The sequence below is a fragment of the Streptomyces sp. NPDC047706 genome, assembly GCF_043204795.1.
Classification (GTDB): Bacteria; Actinomycetota; Actinomycetes; order Streptomycetales; family Streptomycetaceae; genus Streptomyces.
This window is the reverse complement of sequence record NZ_JBIDCW010000004.1, coordinates 138,704-155,431: the sequence shown is the minus strand read 5'-3', so window position 1 is coordinate 155,431 and position 16,728 is coordinate 138,704. Positions and strand designations below refer to the sequence as shown.

Below are 16,728 nucleotides of genomic sequence, written 5' to 3'. Positions count from 1 at the left end.
ATTGGTGGTGTTCGGCCTGTTCACGTTCCTATTGTCCCCTCCGCTTGCACTTTGGCAACAGCGTTGCGAAAGTGGATGCATGACTGGCACACCCCCTGGCCCGCCCCTCCGCGCCGGCCTCGTCGGCTACGGGCTCGCGGGCTCCGTCTTCCACGCCCCGCTGATCGCCTCCACCGAGGGCCTCGCCCTGGACACGGTGGTCACCTCGAACCCGGAGCGGCAGCAGCAGGCCCGCGCCGAGCACCCGGGCGTGCGGGTCGCGGCCACCCCGGACGAGCTCTTCGCGCGCGCCGGCGAACTGGACCTCGTCGTCATCGCGTCCCCGAACCGGACGCACGTCCCCCTCGCCACCGCCGCCCTGAAGTCCGGACTGCCGGTGGTCGTCGACAAGCCCGTCGCCGGCACCGCGGCCGAGGCCCGCGAGCTGGCCGCCCTCGCCGACGAGCGCGGCCTGCTCCTCTCCGTCTTCCAGAACCGCCGCTGGGACAACGACTTCCTGACGCTGCGCCACCTCCTGGCCGAGGGTGAGCTGGGCGACGTATGGCGCTTCGAGTCCCGCTTCGAGCGGTGGCGTCCGCAACCCAAGGGCGGCTGGCGGGAGTCGGGGGACCCCGCGGAGATCGGAGGTCTGCTCTACGACCTGGGCAGCCACGTCGTCGACCAGGCCCTGGTCCTCTTCGGCCCGGCCACCTCCGTCCACGCCGAGGCCGACATCCGCCGCCCGGGCGCCGAGACGGACGACGACACCTTCATCGCGCTCACCCACGCGAACGGCGTCCGCTCCCACCTCTACGTCTCCGCGACCACCGCCCAACTCGGCCCGCGCTTCCGGGTGCTGGGCTCGCGGGCTGGTTACGTCAAGTACGGCCTCGACCCGCAGGAGGCGGCGCTGCGTGACGGCCGGCGTCCCGGCACGACCGCCGACTGGGGCACGGAAGTCGAGTCCCTGTGGGGCCGCGTCGGCTCCGGCGAGTCCCCGCTGAGCGGTGGCGGCCGACCCGTGCCCACGCTGCCCGGCGACTACCCCGCCTACTACGCGCGGATCGCCGCCGCCCTGCGCGACGGCGCCCCCAACCCGGTGACCGCGCTGGAGGCGGCCGCCGCCCTCGACGTACTGGAAGCGGCCCGCCGTTCGGCCCGCGACGGAGTGACGGTGACCCTGTGACACACAGCCACGCGAGCGCGACGACCCCGAAGCTCACGCCGGAACTCACGCCCACCGTCGAGGAGCTGGAGGCCCAGGAACGCCGCCTGGTGTTCCGGCGTTTCACCTTCGCCGACGCCTGGGCGCTCGGCTCGCTGCTGGTGGAGCTGGCCCGGGAGCGCCAGGCGCCGGTCGCCATCGACATCCACCGCGCCGGCCAGCAGCTCTTCCACGCCGCCCTGCCCGGCTCCACCCCGGACAACGACGCCTGGATCGCCCGCAAGCGCCGCGTGGTGGAGCGCTACGGATCCGCGTCGTATCTGGTGGGTGCCCGTTTCCGGGCCAAGGGCACGACGTTCGAGGAGTCCTCCCGGCTGGACCCGGACGCCTACGCGGCGCACGGCGGTTCCTTCCCGATCACCGTGGAGGGCGTGGGCGTGATCGGCTCGGTGACGGTGTCCGGCTTGCCGCAGCTCCAGGACCACCGCATCGTGGTGGAGGCGCTGGAGCACCTTCTGGGCGATCAGGCCTGAGTCCGCGGGATTATCCCGAGCGGCCCAGCTGTAAGGCGCGGACTCCGGCGGCCGGGGGCTCCGACCCAGCCGGGGGGTTACGTCCCCGGCAGGGTTGCGCCACCCCGGCGGGTGTTGGGCCACGCCACCCGGGCGGGGGCCCGCCGCCCACATCCGCTCGCAGGGCCCCGATACGCCGCCCGGGGCCGGACACCCGGCGGGCGCCCGGCGCGCCATCCCGGCGAAGTTGGCTCACGCCACCCCGGCGGGCACCCGCCGCGCCACCCAGGCGGACCGAACGCCCGGCGGGCGCCTGGTGCGCCATCCCGGCGAAGTTGGCTCACGCCACCCCGGCGGGCACCCGCCGCGCCACCCAGGCGGACCGAACGCCCGGCGGGCGCCTGGTGCGGCACGCCCACCTGCGGCTGCGCCACCCCGGCGGGGGGCGCGGCCGGCATCCGCTTGCGAGGGTGCGCCACCCCGGCGGGGGACGCCGCCCGCATCCGCTCGCGAGGGTGCGCCACCCCGCCTCAGGCGTCCTTCAGCTCCTGCCGCTGCCGCCCCAGCCCCTCGATCTCCAGCTCGACCACGTCCCCGGCCCGCAGATACGGCCTGGGCTCGGGCTGCCCCATCGCGACACCCGCGGGCGTACCGGTGTTGATCACATCGCCCGGATACAGGGTCATGAACTGGCTCACGTACCGCACGACCTCCCCCACGGAGAAGATCTGCTCCGCGGTCGTCCCGTCCTGCTTCAGCTCCCCGTTGACCCACAGCCGCAGCGACAGCTTCTGGGGATCGGGGACCTCGTCCGCCGTCACCAGCCACGGGCCCAGCGGGTTGAACGTCTCGCAGTTCTTGCCCTTGTCCCAGGTCCCGCCCCGCTCGATCTGGAACTCCCGCTCGGACACGTCGTGCGCCACCGCGTACCCGGCGACATGCGCGAGCGCCGCCTCGGCGGACTCCACGTAGCGGGCCGTACGGCCGATGACGACCGCCAGCTCCACCTCCCAGTCGGTCTTCCGGGACGCCCGCGGCACGAGCACCGTGTCGTTCGGGCCCACGACCGTGTCCGCGGCCTTGAAGAAGACCACCGGCTCGGCGGGCGGCTCGGCGCCGGTCTCCCGGGCGTGGTCGTGGTAGTTCAGGCCGATGCACACGATCTTGCCGATCCGCCCCAGCGGCGGCCCGGTCCGCAGCCCCGCCGCGTCCAGCGCGGGCAGCTCCCCGGCGTCGGCGGCCGCACGGATCCGGTCGAGCGCCGCGTCGTCGGCGAGCAGCGCACCGTCGATGTCCGGCACGAGTCCGGACAGGTCCCGCAGCACGCCTGTGGCGTCGAGCAGCGCGGGCTGTTCCGCCCCGGCCGTTCCGACTCGCAGCAGCTTCATGGTCACAATCTCCCTCGATCGTGGGGCGCCCGCCGACGTGTGCAGCCATCGGAGGACTGGTCGATCGTCCAAGGCAGCGGTCCAGTCCGCAATACCCCGTTCACGTACTGGACCGTAGGGAGGCCCGCGCTCACCGGTACAGCACGACCCGCTCCACCGCGCTCCACGTCGTGCTGGTGACCACGTAGAGGGCGGCCGCCAGCGGCACCACCGCCACGGTGACCAGCGTGAAGAAGGACATGAACGGCATGACCCGGGTGACGGCGCCCAGACCGGGCAGCTGCTCCGCTTCGTCCGGCACGGGACGGCCGGCGGCCATCATCCGCCGCGTACGGCGGTAGTTGAACACCGCGACGACCGCGACGACCGCGAACAGCCCGACGTACACCAGGCCCACCGCACCGAACGGCCCGCCGTCGCCCAGCGCGTCCAGCCACCGGTCCCCCAGCGGCGCGCCGAGCAGCCGATGGCCGAGCAGGGCGTTGGCCTCGCCGCCGATCGTGGGGTTGGAGAACAGGTGGTAGAGCAGGAAGAACGCGGGCAACTGCAGCAGACCGGGCAGGCAGCCGGCCAGCGGTGACACCTTCTCCTTCGCATGCAGCTCCAGTACGGCCTGCTGAAGCCGCTCGGGATTCTTCCGGTACTTCCTGCGCAGCTCGGCGATCCTCGGCTGCAACTCGGTGCGCGCCTTCTGCCCGCGCGCGGACGCCCGGGACAGCGGCAGCACCAGCAGCCGTACGAGCGCGGTGAACAGGACGATCGCGGCGGCGGCCGCGGAGGCGTGGAACAGCGGCTGGAGCAACTGGGCGAGCTGCCCGACCAGGTCGGCGAAAACGGACATGGGTGAGCCCTCCGTCATGGGTCTCGTCGTGCCGGAACAGGGAATGGCGGCATGACGACCCGCGCGGGGTCACGGTGTGGTGGGGGTGGGTGGTGCGGCGTGCCCTACGCGACGGTCGTCAGGAGGGCGTGTCCGGGCGCTCGGGGGCGGGTGCGCCCCTTGGCGTCGGGGTCGCGCTGCGCCAGGAAGGCCGTACGGCGGTCCCGGTCGCGGATGGCGGTGCGCACCCGCGTGGGCGGCACGGCGGGCGCGCAGCGTGCGGCGACCAGCGTGCAGACGGCGAGCGCCGACCCGGCCGCGGCGGTCGCGGCGAGCGCGACGGTGGCGGAGAGGGTGCCGGCGTCCAGCAGCGCCAGGTCGAGGAAGAGGATCAGGAGCAGGACGGCGGGGCGCGGCCTCGCGCACTTCCGGATCATCCCGGCTCCCCTCCCTCGCGCTGTCGCCGCTGTTCGCGTGTCCGTTCGTTTATACCTCACCGCGGGCGCGTGGAAAGGAGCGTTCCCCACACCACCAGGCGGTACTTGGACGTGTACACGGGCGTGCAGGTGGTCAGGGTGATGTAGTACCCGGGACCGCGGTAGCCGCGGCCGGGATGGACGAGGCTGCGCGGCACGGGCCGTATCACCGCGGTGTCGTGGGCGGAGGTCTGCGCGAGGGTCTGGTCGACCGCGTACGTGTACACCGCCGACCGTGTCTCCACGACGATCCGGTCACCGCACGACGGGCTCGCCATCCCCAGCAGGTTCCCCTCACTGTCCCGGAACCAGGCGGCACGCTCCCCGCGCGCCCCCTTGCTCAAGATCCTGGGCGGGCAGCCGCGATGACACGGCCCCCGGCAAGGCCGGGGGCCGTGTCATCCATACCCTCACTGTGCCGCAGCCGGGCGGCGAGGTCCTGCGGGCGGCCGGAGACCGGCCTCTCCTTTGTCACCACACGGCAGTACGGTGTCCCCCATGCGCCCCGACACGCCTGCCGAGAACGTCGACCACACCACCGAGGCGGCCCGCCTGGAGCGAACCGCCGGCCTGTACCCCGAGGACGCCGAAGCCCTGCTGCTGCGGGCCGCGGCCCACCTGGAACTGTCCGGCGACCGCCCCGCCGCGACCGCGCTCTACGACCGCCTGCTCACCTCCGGGGACAGCGTGGAGAACCCGTACCTGGTCCGGGCCCTGAAGGCCTCGAACCTCTGGGAGTACGGCCACGAGGCCGAGGCCCGGGCGATCATCGACGGCATCCGCACGGCGTCCCCGCGGGACGCGGCACCCTGGGTGATCGTCGCCGAGGCCCTCGAAGCGCACGACGAGCTGGAGACGGCACAGGAGGTCTTCACCGAGGCCACCCGCCTCCTCACGACGGACGGCGCGCGTCCCCCGCAGCCCGTCCACCCCCTCTTCTTCGGCCGCCACCGGGTACGCCGCATGCTGGGCCTCGCCCACGACGACTGGGACATCCTGGCCGACACGCTCCACTCGATGCCGGTCTCCCTGGACGAACTCCACGACCCGAAGCGCGTATGGTCCCTGGGCTCGGACAACCCGGCGGAGCTGGAGGCGGAGATCTCCCGCCTCCGCGCCGAACTGGGCGCCTACCGGGAGGCCCTCTCCCGCCCCTTCCCCGTGGCGGTCCTGCACTGGCCGGCGGGCGAACTGACCGAACTCCTGACGGCGTACCCCTCCCTGTCCGCGGAGTACCCCTCCCACGAGGAACACCTGTCGACCATAGAGACGTCCCTGCGGGAACTGTCCGCCTCCGGCACACCCAACCTGGGCGTGGTCACCGGCACGGTCCCCTCCTACGAGGCCTTCGCGGCCTCGGAGGGCACGACCCCGGACGACACGACCCTGCTTCCCCAGTACGCGACGACCCTCGCGGCGCGGGGCCGGGCGGTGGCCTGGCCGCCGGAGTCGGGGGCGGCATGCTGGTGCGGGTCGGGGCGGGCTTATGGGGAGTGCCACGGCACCCAACACTGAGACCCTGACATCGCCCCACCGTTTGGTTCCGGCTCGTGGAAGGCAGACCGGGTACACGGGGCGCAGCGCATGACGCTGCCTTCCGTGATGAAGGCCGCACAGGCGCGCTGTACCGCCACCCCCACACTGCACGGCACCCGCACCCGGCGATACCCGCCACCACGCATCCGCAGGTCCCGGAGACCCCATCCCTGGGCCGCCCGGCCAGGACGAACACCGCGGTGGAGGGGCGAGTGTCAAGAGTGGAGCGAAGCGGAATCGGCGAAGCCGACGCCCGAAGGGCGCTCTTGACACTCGCCCCGGAACCGCCAACCTCGTGAAAGGCGGGCGGCCGTGGGCGCCTTGAAGCCAACGATCCTTCCAGTGCCCTGGAACGGCAAGACACGGTCACCCTCACCGAGACGCCGGCAGAATATTTTTCGTGTCAGACGCCATCCCCTCCTCAGCCGCCGTCTCAGCCCGCATGAGTCGCCAAGGCCGTCGGGACACGGCTCCCGAGGTGGCGGTGCGGCGGCTCCTGCACGCTTCGGGGCTGCGCTACCGAGTGAACGTCCCTGTGCCAGGCATGCCTCGTCGCACCATCGACATTGTCTTCCCCAGGGCCAAGCTCGCGATCTTCCTGGACGGCTGCTTCTGGCACGGCTGCCCACAGCACGCAACGCAACCGAAGTCGAACGCGGAGTGGTGGCGCGTCAAGCTCGACAAGAACATGTCCCGCGACGCCGAGACCACCGCGCATCTGGTTACGGAGGGCTGGACGGTACTGCGTTTCTGGGAACACGAATGCGTCGAAGAGGTGACATATCGAATCACGGAAACCCTCGCATCGGGGAAGGGGATCGCCGGTACGACGTGAGCGGCGGCAAGTGAGACCAAAGCCCACATGTGCCCTTTTGTCACTTATCGCGGCAATTTTTCTGCAGGATTGCGGCAGAGGTCATGCTGTCGCGATGAAATGTGGCACCGATTGATTCATCAACGGCTCTCAACCAATAACGTATGAGGATCTGAAGGTGGGGGTGCCATCTGGCGTCTCAGGAGCGTTGACGCCCGCATCGGGCTGTCACTCGATCGAAGGCGACCTGGGACCGGACGGCTGGACGAACGAGAGCGGGGCGGTCGACCTCATGACAGGCGATTTCGACGCGAAGTACGAGACCTTCCAAGCACTTCTGGAGATGTTTCCTCCCTCGGAGGCCGTGAAGCGGCTGGAGGTGCTGGGCGTCGAGCAGGAAGTCATCGAGAAGATACGTGAGCGGCACGAGCAGCAGACGATCCGCATCAAGGAGCTTGAAGAGCCCCACGCGGTGGTCATGGAGAACCGTGACACCTGGTACACGGGGCCTCAGACCAAGGACAAATGTTGGCCGGCGATCGTGAAGCTTCTACTGAAGGACGGCTGGCCCGCAGAACCCGCCATCCAAGATCTCGATGATTCCTCCACCCGAGTCGTCTCCCTGCTCAATCACCCGAAGGAGAGGATGTTCTCCACTCGGGGCCTGGTTGTCGGATACGTACAGTCCGGGAAGACGACCAACTTCACGTCAGTCATGGCCAAGGCCGCGGATCGCGGCTACAAGCTCTTCATCGTCCTGGCCGGCATACACAACGGGCTCCGTCGCCAGACGCAGGCCCGCTTGGTGCAGCAGCTCGTGGAGCCCAACCCCTCGATGTGGTCTCAACTGACCGGCTTGGACAAAGACTTCACCCCACAGGAGAACCCGGCCTCCTACTTCGGGAAGAGCAACAAGACACACGTCCTGTGCGTGGTGAAGAAGAACGCCACCGTGCTTCGCAAACTCGCCCGATGGTTGGACAAGGCATCGGACTACCTGAAGGACTGTCCCGCACTGATCATCGACGACGAAGCCGACAAAGCCACCGTGGCCACGAAGTCCATCAATCCCCTGATCCTCAACATCATGAGCAGCCTGCCACGTTCCGCGTACGTCGGTTACACAGCGTCTCCGTTCGCAAACCTGCTCATCGACCCGGGCGCCGAGGACCTTTACCCCCGTGACTTCATCGTCAATCTACCCAAACCCAAGGGCCATTTCGGCACCGAGGTCCTCTTCGGGCGCTACGCGCTCGACGGCGAGGACCAGGAAGACGTCGACGACGGCTTCGACATGATCCGCTCGGTGCCTGTCGACGACATACCGTGCGTCCGTCCGGAAACGAAGGCCGACGTCGAAGGTTTCGAGCCCGTAATCACCGGCACCTTGAGAACGGCAATCGAGTACTTCTGGCTGGTCACAGCCGCCCGCCGCGTCCGAGGTACAGGCAACCCGCACAGCACGATGCTCATCCATACCAGCGTCAACACGTCTGTGCACAACAGCTTCAAGCGACCCCTGGTACACCTGCTGGAAAGAACCGCCAGGTCCCTCACCGACGATGCGGCTCTCAACCGTCTGCACGCCCTCTGGGACGAAGAGACAGCTCGCGTCGCCGCGGGCGACTTCGACGAGAAGAAGGTGCCGTTCGACTCGCTGCTGGCCGAGTTGCCCGGTGTGTTGAGCAACTGCAGGATCATCATGGACAACTCCAACAGCGAGGATCGCCTGGACTACGAGAACGGCACGGTGGTGGCGATCGCTGTGGGCGGCAACACGCTGTCACGCGGTCTGACCCTCGAAGGTCTCTCGGTCAGCTACTTCGTCCGTGCAGTGTCGGCTTACGACACGCTGCTTCAGATGGGGCGGTGGTTCGGCTTCCGGAACGGATACGCGGACTTGCCGCGGATCTGGATGACAGACGAGTTGGCGGAGTGGTTCCGTCACCTTGCCACTGTCGAGACCGAGATGCGCCGCGACATCGACATCTACATGACCGAGGCCGAGACTCCGCTAACCTTTGCGGTCCGTCTGCGCACGCACCCCGCCCTTCGCGTGACTGCTGCCGCCAAGATGCGTTCCGCTGTCACTGCGGCCTCGTCCTATGGCGGCAGACGTGTCCAGACCCACTACTTCCACACCGACGCAGAGTGGCTGCGCGGGAACATCTCTGCCGCTCAGGAACTCGTTGCAGCCAGTGTCTCCAGTGCCATCCGCGTCGAGAACCGAGCAGTTGAAGGCCGGTACATCCTCCGCGACGTCCCTTACGACGTCGTGACCGACTTCTTGTCCTCGTACCGGTTCCACGAGAAGTCTCCCGAGAATGACTCCGACTTGATCAGTGCCTATATCCGGAAGCGGGTCTCGACAGCCGGTTCTCTACGCCGATGGAATGTGGCAATCGTTGGTAACCCTCAGGGTGAGCCATTTTCCTTCGCACCCAATGTGACGGTCGGCCGCAACGTCCGTGCGCGCCTCAACACCAACCCCGGCCCCGGCTCGGTCGACATCAAGACACTCATGAGCCGTCGCGACGCTGCGATCGACCTTCCTGGCGACACAGCGAAGCTGAAGGAAGACGCGATCATGAAGGCGCGCCGCACACATCTCCCTCACACAGGGCTACTGGTGCTGTATCCCATCGACAAGGTTTCCGAGCCCAGGCCGGCCAAGAAGACTCGTGTTGCCCTGAACGCGGATGAGCATGTGATCGGGGTCGGCCTGGTGTTTCCGGAGCCTGACCAGGACAGCGCCGTGGAGAAGTACCTCTCGGCCGACCTGTCCGGGGTGCGGATCGAGGACGAGGACCTCAGCCCCCTTGAAGGCGAGGACGCGTGAGCGACGAGGGCCTTCGAAGGCTGGCCGAGCGACACTGGGCGGCGCTCGAAGCCCAGCCGGCCACTGGCGAACACCGCTTGCGTGTCTCTCAATTCCCCTTCATGACTGATCAAGGTTCCCTGGCGGCAGCGGTCGACCATGAAGGGCACCGCCACCTACTTGTGCCCATGGACTCCCACCGCAAAATACGTTCAGGTCTCGACGGTCCGGTCCTCTACCTGCGCAAACGCCCGTTGGAGGACAGGGATACGTACCAGACCTACGCCGATCTGGCCTGTCTTCGCAATGATGTGAACGACCTGTTCACCGGATTGTGCGTCGACGTGTTGAGTACGGTAGAGAAGTCCCCTGAGAACCCCGTCAAATCCCTGTATCGGGTCCTTGACCGCTGGAAGGCTCTGTTCCAGACGCAAGGACCGGGCTTGAGCCCTGAACAGATCGCCGGCCTGTTCGCGGAACTGCTCGTTCTCCGCAAACTTCTTCAGCGCGATCCCAGTGCTCATCGGCTCTGGCTCGGCCCGAGGGGCCATCGCCATGACTTCTCGACAGGTACAACGGCCATCGAGGTCAAGGCTGGAACCAGCGCGAACGGTCGAAGGCCCCGCATACACGGCCTGGACCAGCTTGAGGCCCCGGTGGACGGAAGTCTCTGCCTGGCGTGGTACACCCTGCACCGCACCACCGCGTCGAGCGAGGGCATCGGCTTTGTGGACCTGATCCAGCAGGCCGTTCAGCGGTGCGACGACGAAAGCTCTTTGCTCGGTCTACTCGCGGAGGCCGGCTACCGCCACATCGAGGCCGACCGTTACCGGGACGCCCGCTTCACCGTCGTCGAGGAGAAGTGGTATCGGGTCGGCCCCGACTTCCCCGGACTGACCAGCAGCGCAATGCTCGCAGCTGGCTTGTCCGTCTCGCTGATGGACGTCGAGTACACCATCGACCTTTCCGGTGACACCGCCGGTGCTCTTACGCCCGACGAGACACTCCGTGTAATCAACCGCGTTGTACAGGAGTCACCGTGAGGGAACCTCGCTGGTATTCACAGCCCTACCCCCCTGAGGGGGCCAGTGCAGCCGAGGGCATTCGCAACCAACTCGGGCGCCCGGAACTCGACCTGCTGACCATTCTGGTCAGAGAATCCGCTCAGAACAGCTGGGATGCCCGAATCCCCGGCTCTTCCACACCGATCGAGTACAGCATCGATCTGTGGACGGTAGGTCCGGCACATGCCGGAACATGGCGCACGCTTCTCCAGGCAGGCGCCCCCGGTGGAATTGACAAGTTCCCGCTACAGGATTCACTCAGGCTTGGCGTCTTGCGTGTCCTGGCCATCTCCGATCGCGGGACTCGTGGGCTCGGCGGGCCGACACGCGCCAACGACGCGGTCGGACCGGACCGTGACTTTGTGTCCTTCATCCGCAACATCGGTGAGCCCCGGGACACCGCCCTCGGTGGTGGCACCTACGGGTTTGGCAAAGGAATCTTCTACCTGGTGTCGAAGTCGGGGACGGTCTTGGTTCATTCCCGCTGTCGAACCGCGAAGGGTGACCTCCAAACCCGCCTCATCGGCTGCACGCTGTGGAAGAGCTACGTGACGGAGGAGGCGGAAGGGAGCCGCAGATACACCGGCAGGCACTGGTGGGGCGACACCTCCGGTGATGTCGTCGAACCGTTGGTCGGCCCCGATGCCGAGGTGATGGCCCAGCGTCTCGGTCTGCAGCCCTTCGCGCCTGAAGAAACAGGGACGACTGTCGTCGTCATCGACCCCAACCTCGATGAGTTGGCGCCGGCGGAGGCAGCCGACTACCTGGCTGACACGATCGCATGGCATCTATGGCCCAAGATGATGGCAACGAACGACCGGCCTCCCGCCATGCGCTTTTCCGTCACCTGCGACGGTGTGCAGCACCCCGTACCGGATCCTCGTACCACCCGGCCTCTCAACATGTTTGTGGCGGCATACGAGCAAATGGCAGGCTCTGACGGTCGGGACCTCGAGTGCAAGAAGCCAAAGAAGCACCTGGGCAGGTTCGGTCTCGTGAAACGCATCCTGCCGCCGCTCGAACCGACGCGGGCCCAGCGCATGCTCAGCATCGAAGACTTGATCCATCACGTCTGTCTGATGCGCCCAGCGGAACTTGTTGTCACCTACCGCCCCGGGCCCAAGCCGCCGAGTGCCAATCAGGGATACGCGGGCGTCTTCCGAGGGGACGAGGCCATGGACGATGTCTACGCCAAAGCGGAGCCGCCCACGCACGATGCCTGGAATCCGCACTCGCTCGACCGTCCCGAGAGCACCTATATCCATACGACATTCCGCCGCATCGACGATGCTCTGCACGGGCTGTTGTCCCTCGGCGGAGGCGTACGTCCCGGCGCCAGCAACGTTGCGCTAGGCGCTGCCAGTTCACTCTTCGCCGGACTGGTGGGCGGAGCCTGGGGAATCGGTGGCGCGACCGACTACGCAAAGCCGGGGAGCACTGCCGTACGTCCCCCCAAGGCCGACGAAACAGAAGGAGGCCTCCACCGAGCTGCGACCCGTGGCCGTGTTGCGCCAGGACATCGAGCGTCCGAAGTACTCGACATCGAGGGGACCGGCGACGCCCACGGCGACAGGAGGTCGGCCACTGCGGTGGTCGGGGATGATCTGCCAAGCCAACGCCGTCGACCTCGGGTCCAGTATGTCGGAGAGCCCTACTACGACGACCGCGATCACAGCTCTGTGCTGGTTCAAGAGTTCCGGCTGCCCGTGCCCGGGCCGCAGCGGGTACGAATCGATCTGGCCGTCACTCTGCCCGGCACCGGTGGCCGCGAGACCGACCCTCCCCTTGGGGCGAGCATGCCTGTGCTCGTCGGGTGGGAGGACGCCGACGGGCACGTCCACGCAGAGGATCCGCACGTCATCGAAGGCGGCGAATCCGTCTGGCGGGCCCTGGTGCGACCAGCTCCCGACACGATGACCGAGATCGGTATCAAGGTTGAGGCGGTGCAAGCTTCATGACCCGGCGCGTCCTGCCCTACCGCGCTCCGGCCCAGAACGTCGTCGCCGTGGAGGCGTGGCAATTGGTCGTCGAGGACGGCGCAGTACTTCTGCCCGAAGCTCTCCCGGACTGGGACTACCAGATGGACCTGCAGTTGCGCAGGACTGTCCGTGTCGATCTCGACCGGGCACGGCAGGAGTCGGGGCTACCGCCGGATGCGGTGCTCGCGCTGTCGACCGTGTGGACTGCCACGGGATCCAACCTGAGCGGCCCCGCTCAGCACGCCGGCTTGACGGAAGCCGGCGTGACCACGATTGAGTTCGACTTCTGCCTGCGCGGTGCTGACCTGGGCGGACTACTTCTGCTCGACACCGCGCTGCTGCTTGCCGAGCGTCGGAGTGACGGCCGGCCCTCCTCGCCCCGGCGCGCCGGGTCCATCCTCTGGAGTGATCGCGAAGCTGTCCGTCTCCAGGGCGATGCGCCGCAGTTCCCCATGGCAGTCATCGACTTCGCCCGGACGTCCTTTCCCGAGGACGCGGCCTGGCACCTTCAGGTCAGCGGTGGCCTCGAAAGCGCGACCATGGGGTCCCTGCTGTTGCTCGTCAACGAACGGAATGCGGTCACTGCGACAGCATTCCAGAACGCAGCCAGGCCTCGTCCGGTGGATCGGATCGTGCTTTCGGCAGTCTATGCGGACGCCGCCCGCGTCATGGTCGAACACGCCCTGGCACACGAGGACTTCACCGAAGAGTCGGACTTCCCCGACGGATCGTTGGGGGCCACCCTGCTGAGTCTCTTCGACCAACTTTTCACCGGGCAATCGATCGCTGACATCCGACTGCGCCAAAGGCAGTCGCCGGCGCTGTTCGCGTCGGACATGCAGGCGGCCGTCAAGATATTCGAGGTGTCATGATGGGATTCCTCTACCCACGGTTGCTCGCCGAACAGGCCAAGCCCCTGTTCGACGAGTATCGCGCTCTCACCGTCGCCGAACTATCTCAGCGAGTCGCACTTACCCACGAATCCTGTGTTTACGTGGCCACGGGCGGTGATCGTATCTCTGCGACCCGACTCAGAGAGTTGCGCGAAGGCGTCCTGGACCTCGCCAAGCAGAGCGGTTTTCCCGAACAATCGGACCGCACAGGAAATGCTGAATTCGATCTGCGACTGGCAGCCCTACTACATGCCGAAATGGGCATGGTGCCTGCAGAGGCAGCCTCACGAGATGTCTGGGCCTTTCTCGCCCTAATTGCACTTCCGGACATTGCCTTTTGGCGCTATCCCCAACCCCCGAAAGATCGAATCCTCGGCACAGATCTGACACGACACGTTTTCGGCCGGCTATGGTGGCGGGCCCAACTGGTGCGCTCGCCGGGCCATCCAAAGCCTTACCACGCGCTCGAGATCCTCGGAGAGGCCGCGTTCGACCAGATCTACGCACGTCGCACAGCACTTGGCGGGAGCCCCCATCTGGTCCGGGCCATTCTGCGCGTGTGGGCAGATCTGGATCTAGAAGGTCTGAATGAAAGGGAAACCCTTCGCGACTTCCTCAAGCGACTGCTGCGCCTCGCCCCCTTCGTGCTCTTCGACGGCATTGGTGAGCAGGCCCTGGAAGACGAGTTGCGCACCGTTGCCAGGGAGTCCGTCGACGCGCAGCGAGGCAGTCGCTCACCAACAACAGTCCCGCCTGCAAAAACTGCGGTCAGAACTGGCCCGGCCGACGTCGGGAGCATCTCATTCACGGCTGCAGCACCCGGAGCAAGTGAGCCCTCCCGAGCGATCCTCTCGGAACCCGCGCCACGCCGATTCACGTTCGTCGAAATCTGCGCCGGCGCTGGCGCCCAGGCTCTCGGTCTGGAAGTCGCCGGCTTCGACCCAGTACTCCTGATCGACAGCAAAGCCGATGCCTGCTTCACCATCGATCTCAACAGGCCCGCCTGGGACGTGGTCTGCATGGACATCGCACAATTCAGTCCGAGCATGCGGCCCGATATTCTCGGGGTTGATCTCCTCAGCGGTGGATTGCCCCGTGTCAGATCCTCGGCGTCGGTTGGGCGCATCGAAGACTCGGAAGAACGTCGAGCATTTCGAGCCGCGGTCGGAATTGTGCACGAGATCAAACCGAAGGCCGTGCTCTTCGAGAATGTGCCCGATCTTGTTCACAGTCCCGATTTTGCAGCGGATCGCGAGTGGATGGAGGAGGAACTGCTGCAGGAAGGCCTACAAGCGACTTGGCACGTCCTCAACGCGGCGGACTTCGGCGTACCGCAGAACCGCAGCAGCGGCTTCCTCGTGGCTCTGCGTGATCCGCATTTCTCCCGCTTCGTGTGGCCGGCTCCGAGAACGTTGATCCCTTCCACGGTCGGTCAAGTTCTCGGCCCTTCCATGTCCGCGCGCGGATGGCCCGGCGCGGAACTTTGGACGAGGACCGCCGATCGCCCAGCACCCGCCTTGGTGGGCGGCTCCGACAGACGAGGAGGCGCAGACCTCGGCCCCACGGGCAGCAAGAAGGCCTGGGCTGCCCTCGGCGTGAACGGCAACAGCCTCGGCGATGAACCCCCCGCTGCGGACTTCCCCATTGACGGCCAACCCAAGCTGACCGTCGAACAAGCCGCCATGATTCAGGGGTTCCCGTCGGACTGGAAGCTCTTCGGGGGCAAGACGTCCAGGTACCGTCAGGTAGGTCATGCAATGCCTCCCCCTCTGGCTACAGCTGTCGGTGAGGCCATCGCCGACGCATTCCGAGGATAAGATCTCTCCATGCCCAAGCCCCGCCCCCGCGCTTCCGAACCCATCAGCGTCGTCGACCTGTTCAGCGGCTGCGGGGGCTTCACGCAGGGGTTTCACGACTTCCGTCCTGCGGGGAACGACACAGACCCTCCCGTCTTCCACAGTGTCGCGGCCGTAGAGCACAACCCTGCGGCAGCCGCGACGTACGCGGTGAACTTCGGCAGCCTCCGACTGGACCAGCGCGTGCCCGAAGCGCATGTCCACGTAGGGGACATCGAGCACTGGCACCCGACGCCAAAGGCGGGCGACGCGGAGGTCGTCATCGGTGGGCCTCCCTGCCAGGGCTTCTCAGCCCTGAATCGGGCACGAAAGGGCAGTGAGCGCAATCGCCTGTGGGAGGAGTACGTTCGGATCGTCGCGGCGATCCGCCCCAAGGTTTTCGTCATTGAGAACGTCGATCGTTTCCTCAAGTCCGACGAGTTTCGCAACTTGCTCAGTGAGACAATGCCGGGGGGACGCCTTGCCGAGTACCGACTTGTCGATCCGCCCGGGCACGAGCCGAACGACACGGAGGAAGAGAAGTACAAGCGTTACCTCCTGAACTCTGCTGACTACGGTGCAGCCCAGGCGCGCCGTCGTGCCATCGTCATCGGAGTGCGCCGCGACATCGACAACGGGCGCAGGATGACATATCCACACAAGAGTCATCTGCGCCGCCCGAAATTCCCCCCTTCTTCAACCACACCACTTGATGGAATCCACACAGGCGTACCGTACTGGGAAACCATCGATGAGATCTTTCACGAGTCGGCGGAGCGCTCCATTCAAGGGACCGAGCTTCCCGACGGTAAGGAATTCGTCCCCGAGATCAATTCCGTCATCGCCGGAATATTCAGCACTTCCGATCTCCACTTCGGGAGAAACCCCGAACCACTTTCGCGAGCCCGATATCTCGCCATTCCTCCTGGAGGGAACCGTAAGGATCTCCGGGACAAGTGGTACACCGTGGACGAGACCGGCGAGGTGCACATCTTCACTTCACCGAATCCTGCGGGAGTCCGCACACCCGTCGAACCTCTGTCGACCAAGAGCTGGGACAGCCATAACACCGGGACTGGAGACGTCATGGGCCGACTCCGCTGGGGTCAACCGTCGGTCACCATCCGAACGGAATTCTTCAAGCCGGAGAAGGGCCGCTACCTCCACCCGGAGCAATCCCGACCGATCACGCATTACGAGGCAGCGCGGATTCAGGGATTTCCGCTGAGCTTCCGCTGGTGCGGCTCGAAAACTGAGATCGCCACACAGATCGGTAACGCCGTTCCGGTACCGCTCGGCAAGGCAATCGCTTCCGAGATCTACTCCTATCTGCGCGGGTGATGAAGCTGCGCGGTCCTCACAGGCCCGAGAGTGGCGGGATCGGAATGCTGCGACAGGAAGGGCCAGGACTGTCCCACTGCACGAAGGCAGCTCCGCGCTGCGTCCAGA

Annotated in this window: 13 protein-coding genes and 1 pseudogene; 10 read left to right on the top strand and 4 right to left on the bottom strand. The window is 66.7% G+C overall.

Annotated elements, in window-relative coordinates; genetic code table 11:
* Positions 1-79: 79 nt before the first annotated feature.
* Positions 80-1,165 carry a Gfo/Idh/MocA family oxidoreductase gene (locus ACGF8A_RS06240; protein ID WP_393104766.1) on the top strand — a complete coding sequence of 362 codons (1,086 nt, stop codon included), beginning with the start codon at positions 80-82 and terminating at the stop codon, positions 1,163-1,165.
* A complete protein-coding gene (locus ACGF8A_RS06235; protein ID WP_393104764.1) occupies positions 1,162-1,677 on the top strand; it encodes a heme-degrading domain-containing protein in 516 nt (171 codons plus the stop codon). Before ACGF8A_RS06240 ends, ACGF8A_RS06235 begins: the two co-directional genes overlap by 4 nt.
* A 509-nt stretch (positions 1,678-2,186) precedes the next feature.
* Here the strand turns inward: ACGF8A_RS06235 and ACGF8A_RS06230 are convergent.
* The 4 genes and pseudogenes from ACGF8A_RS06230 to ACGF8A_RS06215 form a co-directional block, all read right to left on the bottom strand.
* On the bottom strand, positions 2,187-3,044 hold the full coding sequence (locus tag ACGF8A_RS06230; RefSeq protein ID WP_393104762.1) for a fumarylacetoacetate hydrolase family protein: 858 nt from the start codon (positions 3,042-3,044) through the stop codon (positions 2,187-2,189).
* 130 nt (positions 3,045-3,174) lie between these two features.
* Positions 3,175-3,885, bottom strand: a complete 711-nt coding sequence (locus ACGF8A_RS06225) for a YidC/Oxa1 family membrane protein insertase (protein WP_393104760.1) — start codon at positions 3,883-3,885, stop codon at positions 3,175-3,177.
* Between the two features lie 104 nt (positions 3,886-3,989).
* On the bottom strand, positions 3,990-4,301 hold the full coding sequence (locus tag ACGF8A_RS06220) for a DUF6412 domain-containing protein (RefSeq protein ID WP_393104758.1): 312 nt from the start codon (positions 4,299-4,301) through the stop codon (positions 3,990-3,992).
* Positions 4,302-4,357: 56 nt separating this feature from the next.
* A pseudogene (locus tag ACGF8A_RS06215) lies at positions 4,358-4,600 on the bottom strand (sortase domain-bontaining protein); the annotation flags it as partial.
* A 238-nt stretch (positions 4,601-4,838) separates the two neighbouring features.
* Here ACGF8A_RS06215 and ACGF8A_RS06210 point away from each other — a divergent pair.
* The 8 genes from ACGF8A_RS06210 (at position 4,839) to ACGF8A_RS06175 (ending at position 16,620) form a co-directional block, all read left to right on the top strand.
* Positions 4,839-5,855 (top strand): SEC-C domain-containing protein, encoded by a 1,017-nt coding sequence (locus ACGF8A_RS06210; RefSeq protein ID WP_393104756.1) that lies wholly within the window; start codon positions 4,839-4,841, stop codon positions 5,853-5,855.
* A gap of 463 nt (positions 5,856-6,318) precedes the next feature.
* Positions 6,319-6,711, top strand: a complete 393-nt coding sequence (locus ACGF8A_RS06205) for a very short patch repair endonuclease (RefSeq protein WP_393105142.1) — start codon at positions 6,319-6,321, stop codon at positions 6,709-6,711.
* A gap of 187 nt (positions 6,712-6,898) precedes the next feature.
* Positions 6,899-9,529: a Z1 domain-containing protein gene (locus ACGF8A_RS06200; protein ID WP_393104754.1), complete on the top strand. Its 2,631-nt coding sequence runs from the start codon at positions 6,899-6,901 to the stop codon at positions 9,527-9,529.
* Positions 9,526-10,551: a PD-(D/E)XK motif protein gene (locus ACGF8A_RS06195; protein WP_393104752.1), complete on the top strand. Its 1,026-nt coding sequence runs from the start codon at positions 9,526-9,528 to the stop codon at positions 10,549-10,551. Before ACGF8A_RS06200 ends, ACGF8A_RS06195 begins: the two co-directional genes overlap by 4 nt.
* A complete protein-coding gene (locus ACGF8A_RS06190) occupies positions 10,548-12,530 on the top strand; it encodes a hypothetical protein (protein ID WP_393104750.1) in 1,983 nt (660 codons plus the stop codon). The genes ACGF8A_RS06195 and ACGF8A_RS06190 overlap by 4 nt, the downstream gene beginning before the upstream one ends.
* Positions 12,527-13,423 carry a hypothetical protein gene (locus tag ACGF8A_RS06185; protein ID WP_393104748.1) on the top strand — a complete coding sequence of 299 codons (897 nt, stop codon included), beginning with the start codon at positions 12,527-12,529 and terminating at the stop codon, positions 13,421-13,423. Before ACGF8A_RS06190 ends, ACGF8A_RS06185 begins: the two co-directional genes overlap by 4 nt.
* On the top strand, positions 13,420-15,261 hold the full coding sequence (locus ACGF8A_RS06180; RefSeq protein WP_393104746.1) for a DUF6339 family protein: 1,842 nt from the start codon (positions 13,420-13,422) through the stop codon (positions 15,259-15,261). Before ACGF8A_RS06185 ends, ACGF8A_RS06180 begins: the two co-directional genes overlap by 4 nt.
* A gap of 9 nt (positions 15,262-15,270) precedes the next feature.
* On the top strand, positions 15,271-16,620 hold the full coding sequence (locus ACGF8A_RS06175; RefSeq protein ID WP_393104744.1) for a DNA cytosine methyltransferase: 1,350 nt from the start codon (positions 15,271-15,273) through the stop codon (positions 16,618-16,620).
* Positions 16,621-16,728 lie beyond the last annotated feature (108 nt).

Excerpts from the sequence above, each read along its gene's own strand:
- ACGF8A_RS06205 (WP_393105142.1), top strand. The coding sequence starts at position 6,319 with ATGAGTCGCCAAGGCCGTCGGGACACGGCTCCCGAGGTGGCGGTGCGG.
- ACGF8A_RS06220 (WP_393104758.1), bottom strand. The coding sequence starts at position 4,301 with ATGATCCGGAAGTGCGCGAGGCCGCGCCCCGCCGTCCTGCTCCTGATC.
- ACGF8A_RS06180 (WP_393104746.1), top strand. The coding sequence starts at position 13,420 with ATGATGGGATTCCTCTACCCACGGTTGCTCGCCGAACAGGCCAAGCCC.
- ACGF8A_RS06230 (WP_393104762.1), bottom strand. The coding sequence starts at position 3,044 with ATGAAGCTGCTGCGAGTCGGAACGGCCGGGGCGGAACAGCCCGCGCTG.
- ACGF8A_RS06185 (WP_393104748.1), top strand. The coding sequence starts at position 12,527 with ATGACCCGGCGCGTCCTGCCCTACCGCGCTCCGGCCCAGAACGTCGTC.
- ACGF8A_RS06240 (WP_393104766.1), top strand. The coding sequence starts at position 80 with ATGACTGGCACACCCCCTGGCCCGCCCCTCCGCGCCGGCCTCGTCGGC.
- ACGF8A_RS06175 (WP_393104744.1), top strand. The coding sequence starts at position 15,271 with ATGCCCAAGCCCCGCCCCCGCGCTTCCGAACCCATCAGCGTCGTCGAC.
- ACGF8A_RS06210 (WP_393104756.1), top strand. The coding sequence starts at position 4,839 with ATGCGCCCCGACACGCCTGCCGAGAACGTCGACCACACCACCGAGGCG.
- ACGF8A_RS06225 (WP_393104760.1), bottom strand. The coding sequence starts at position 3,885 with ATGTCCGTTTTCGCCGACCTGGTCGGGCAGCTCGCCCAGTTGCTCCAG.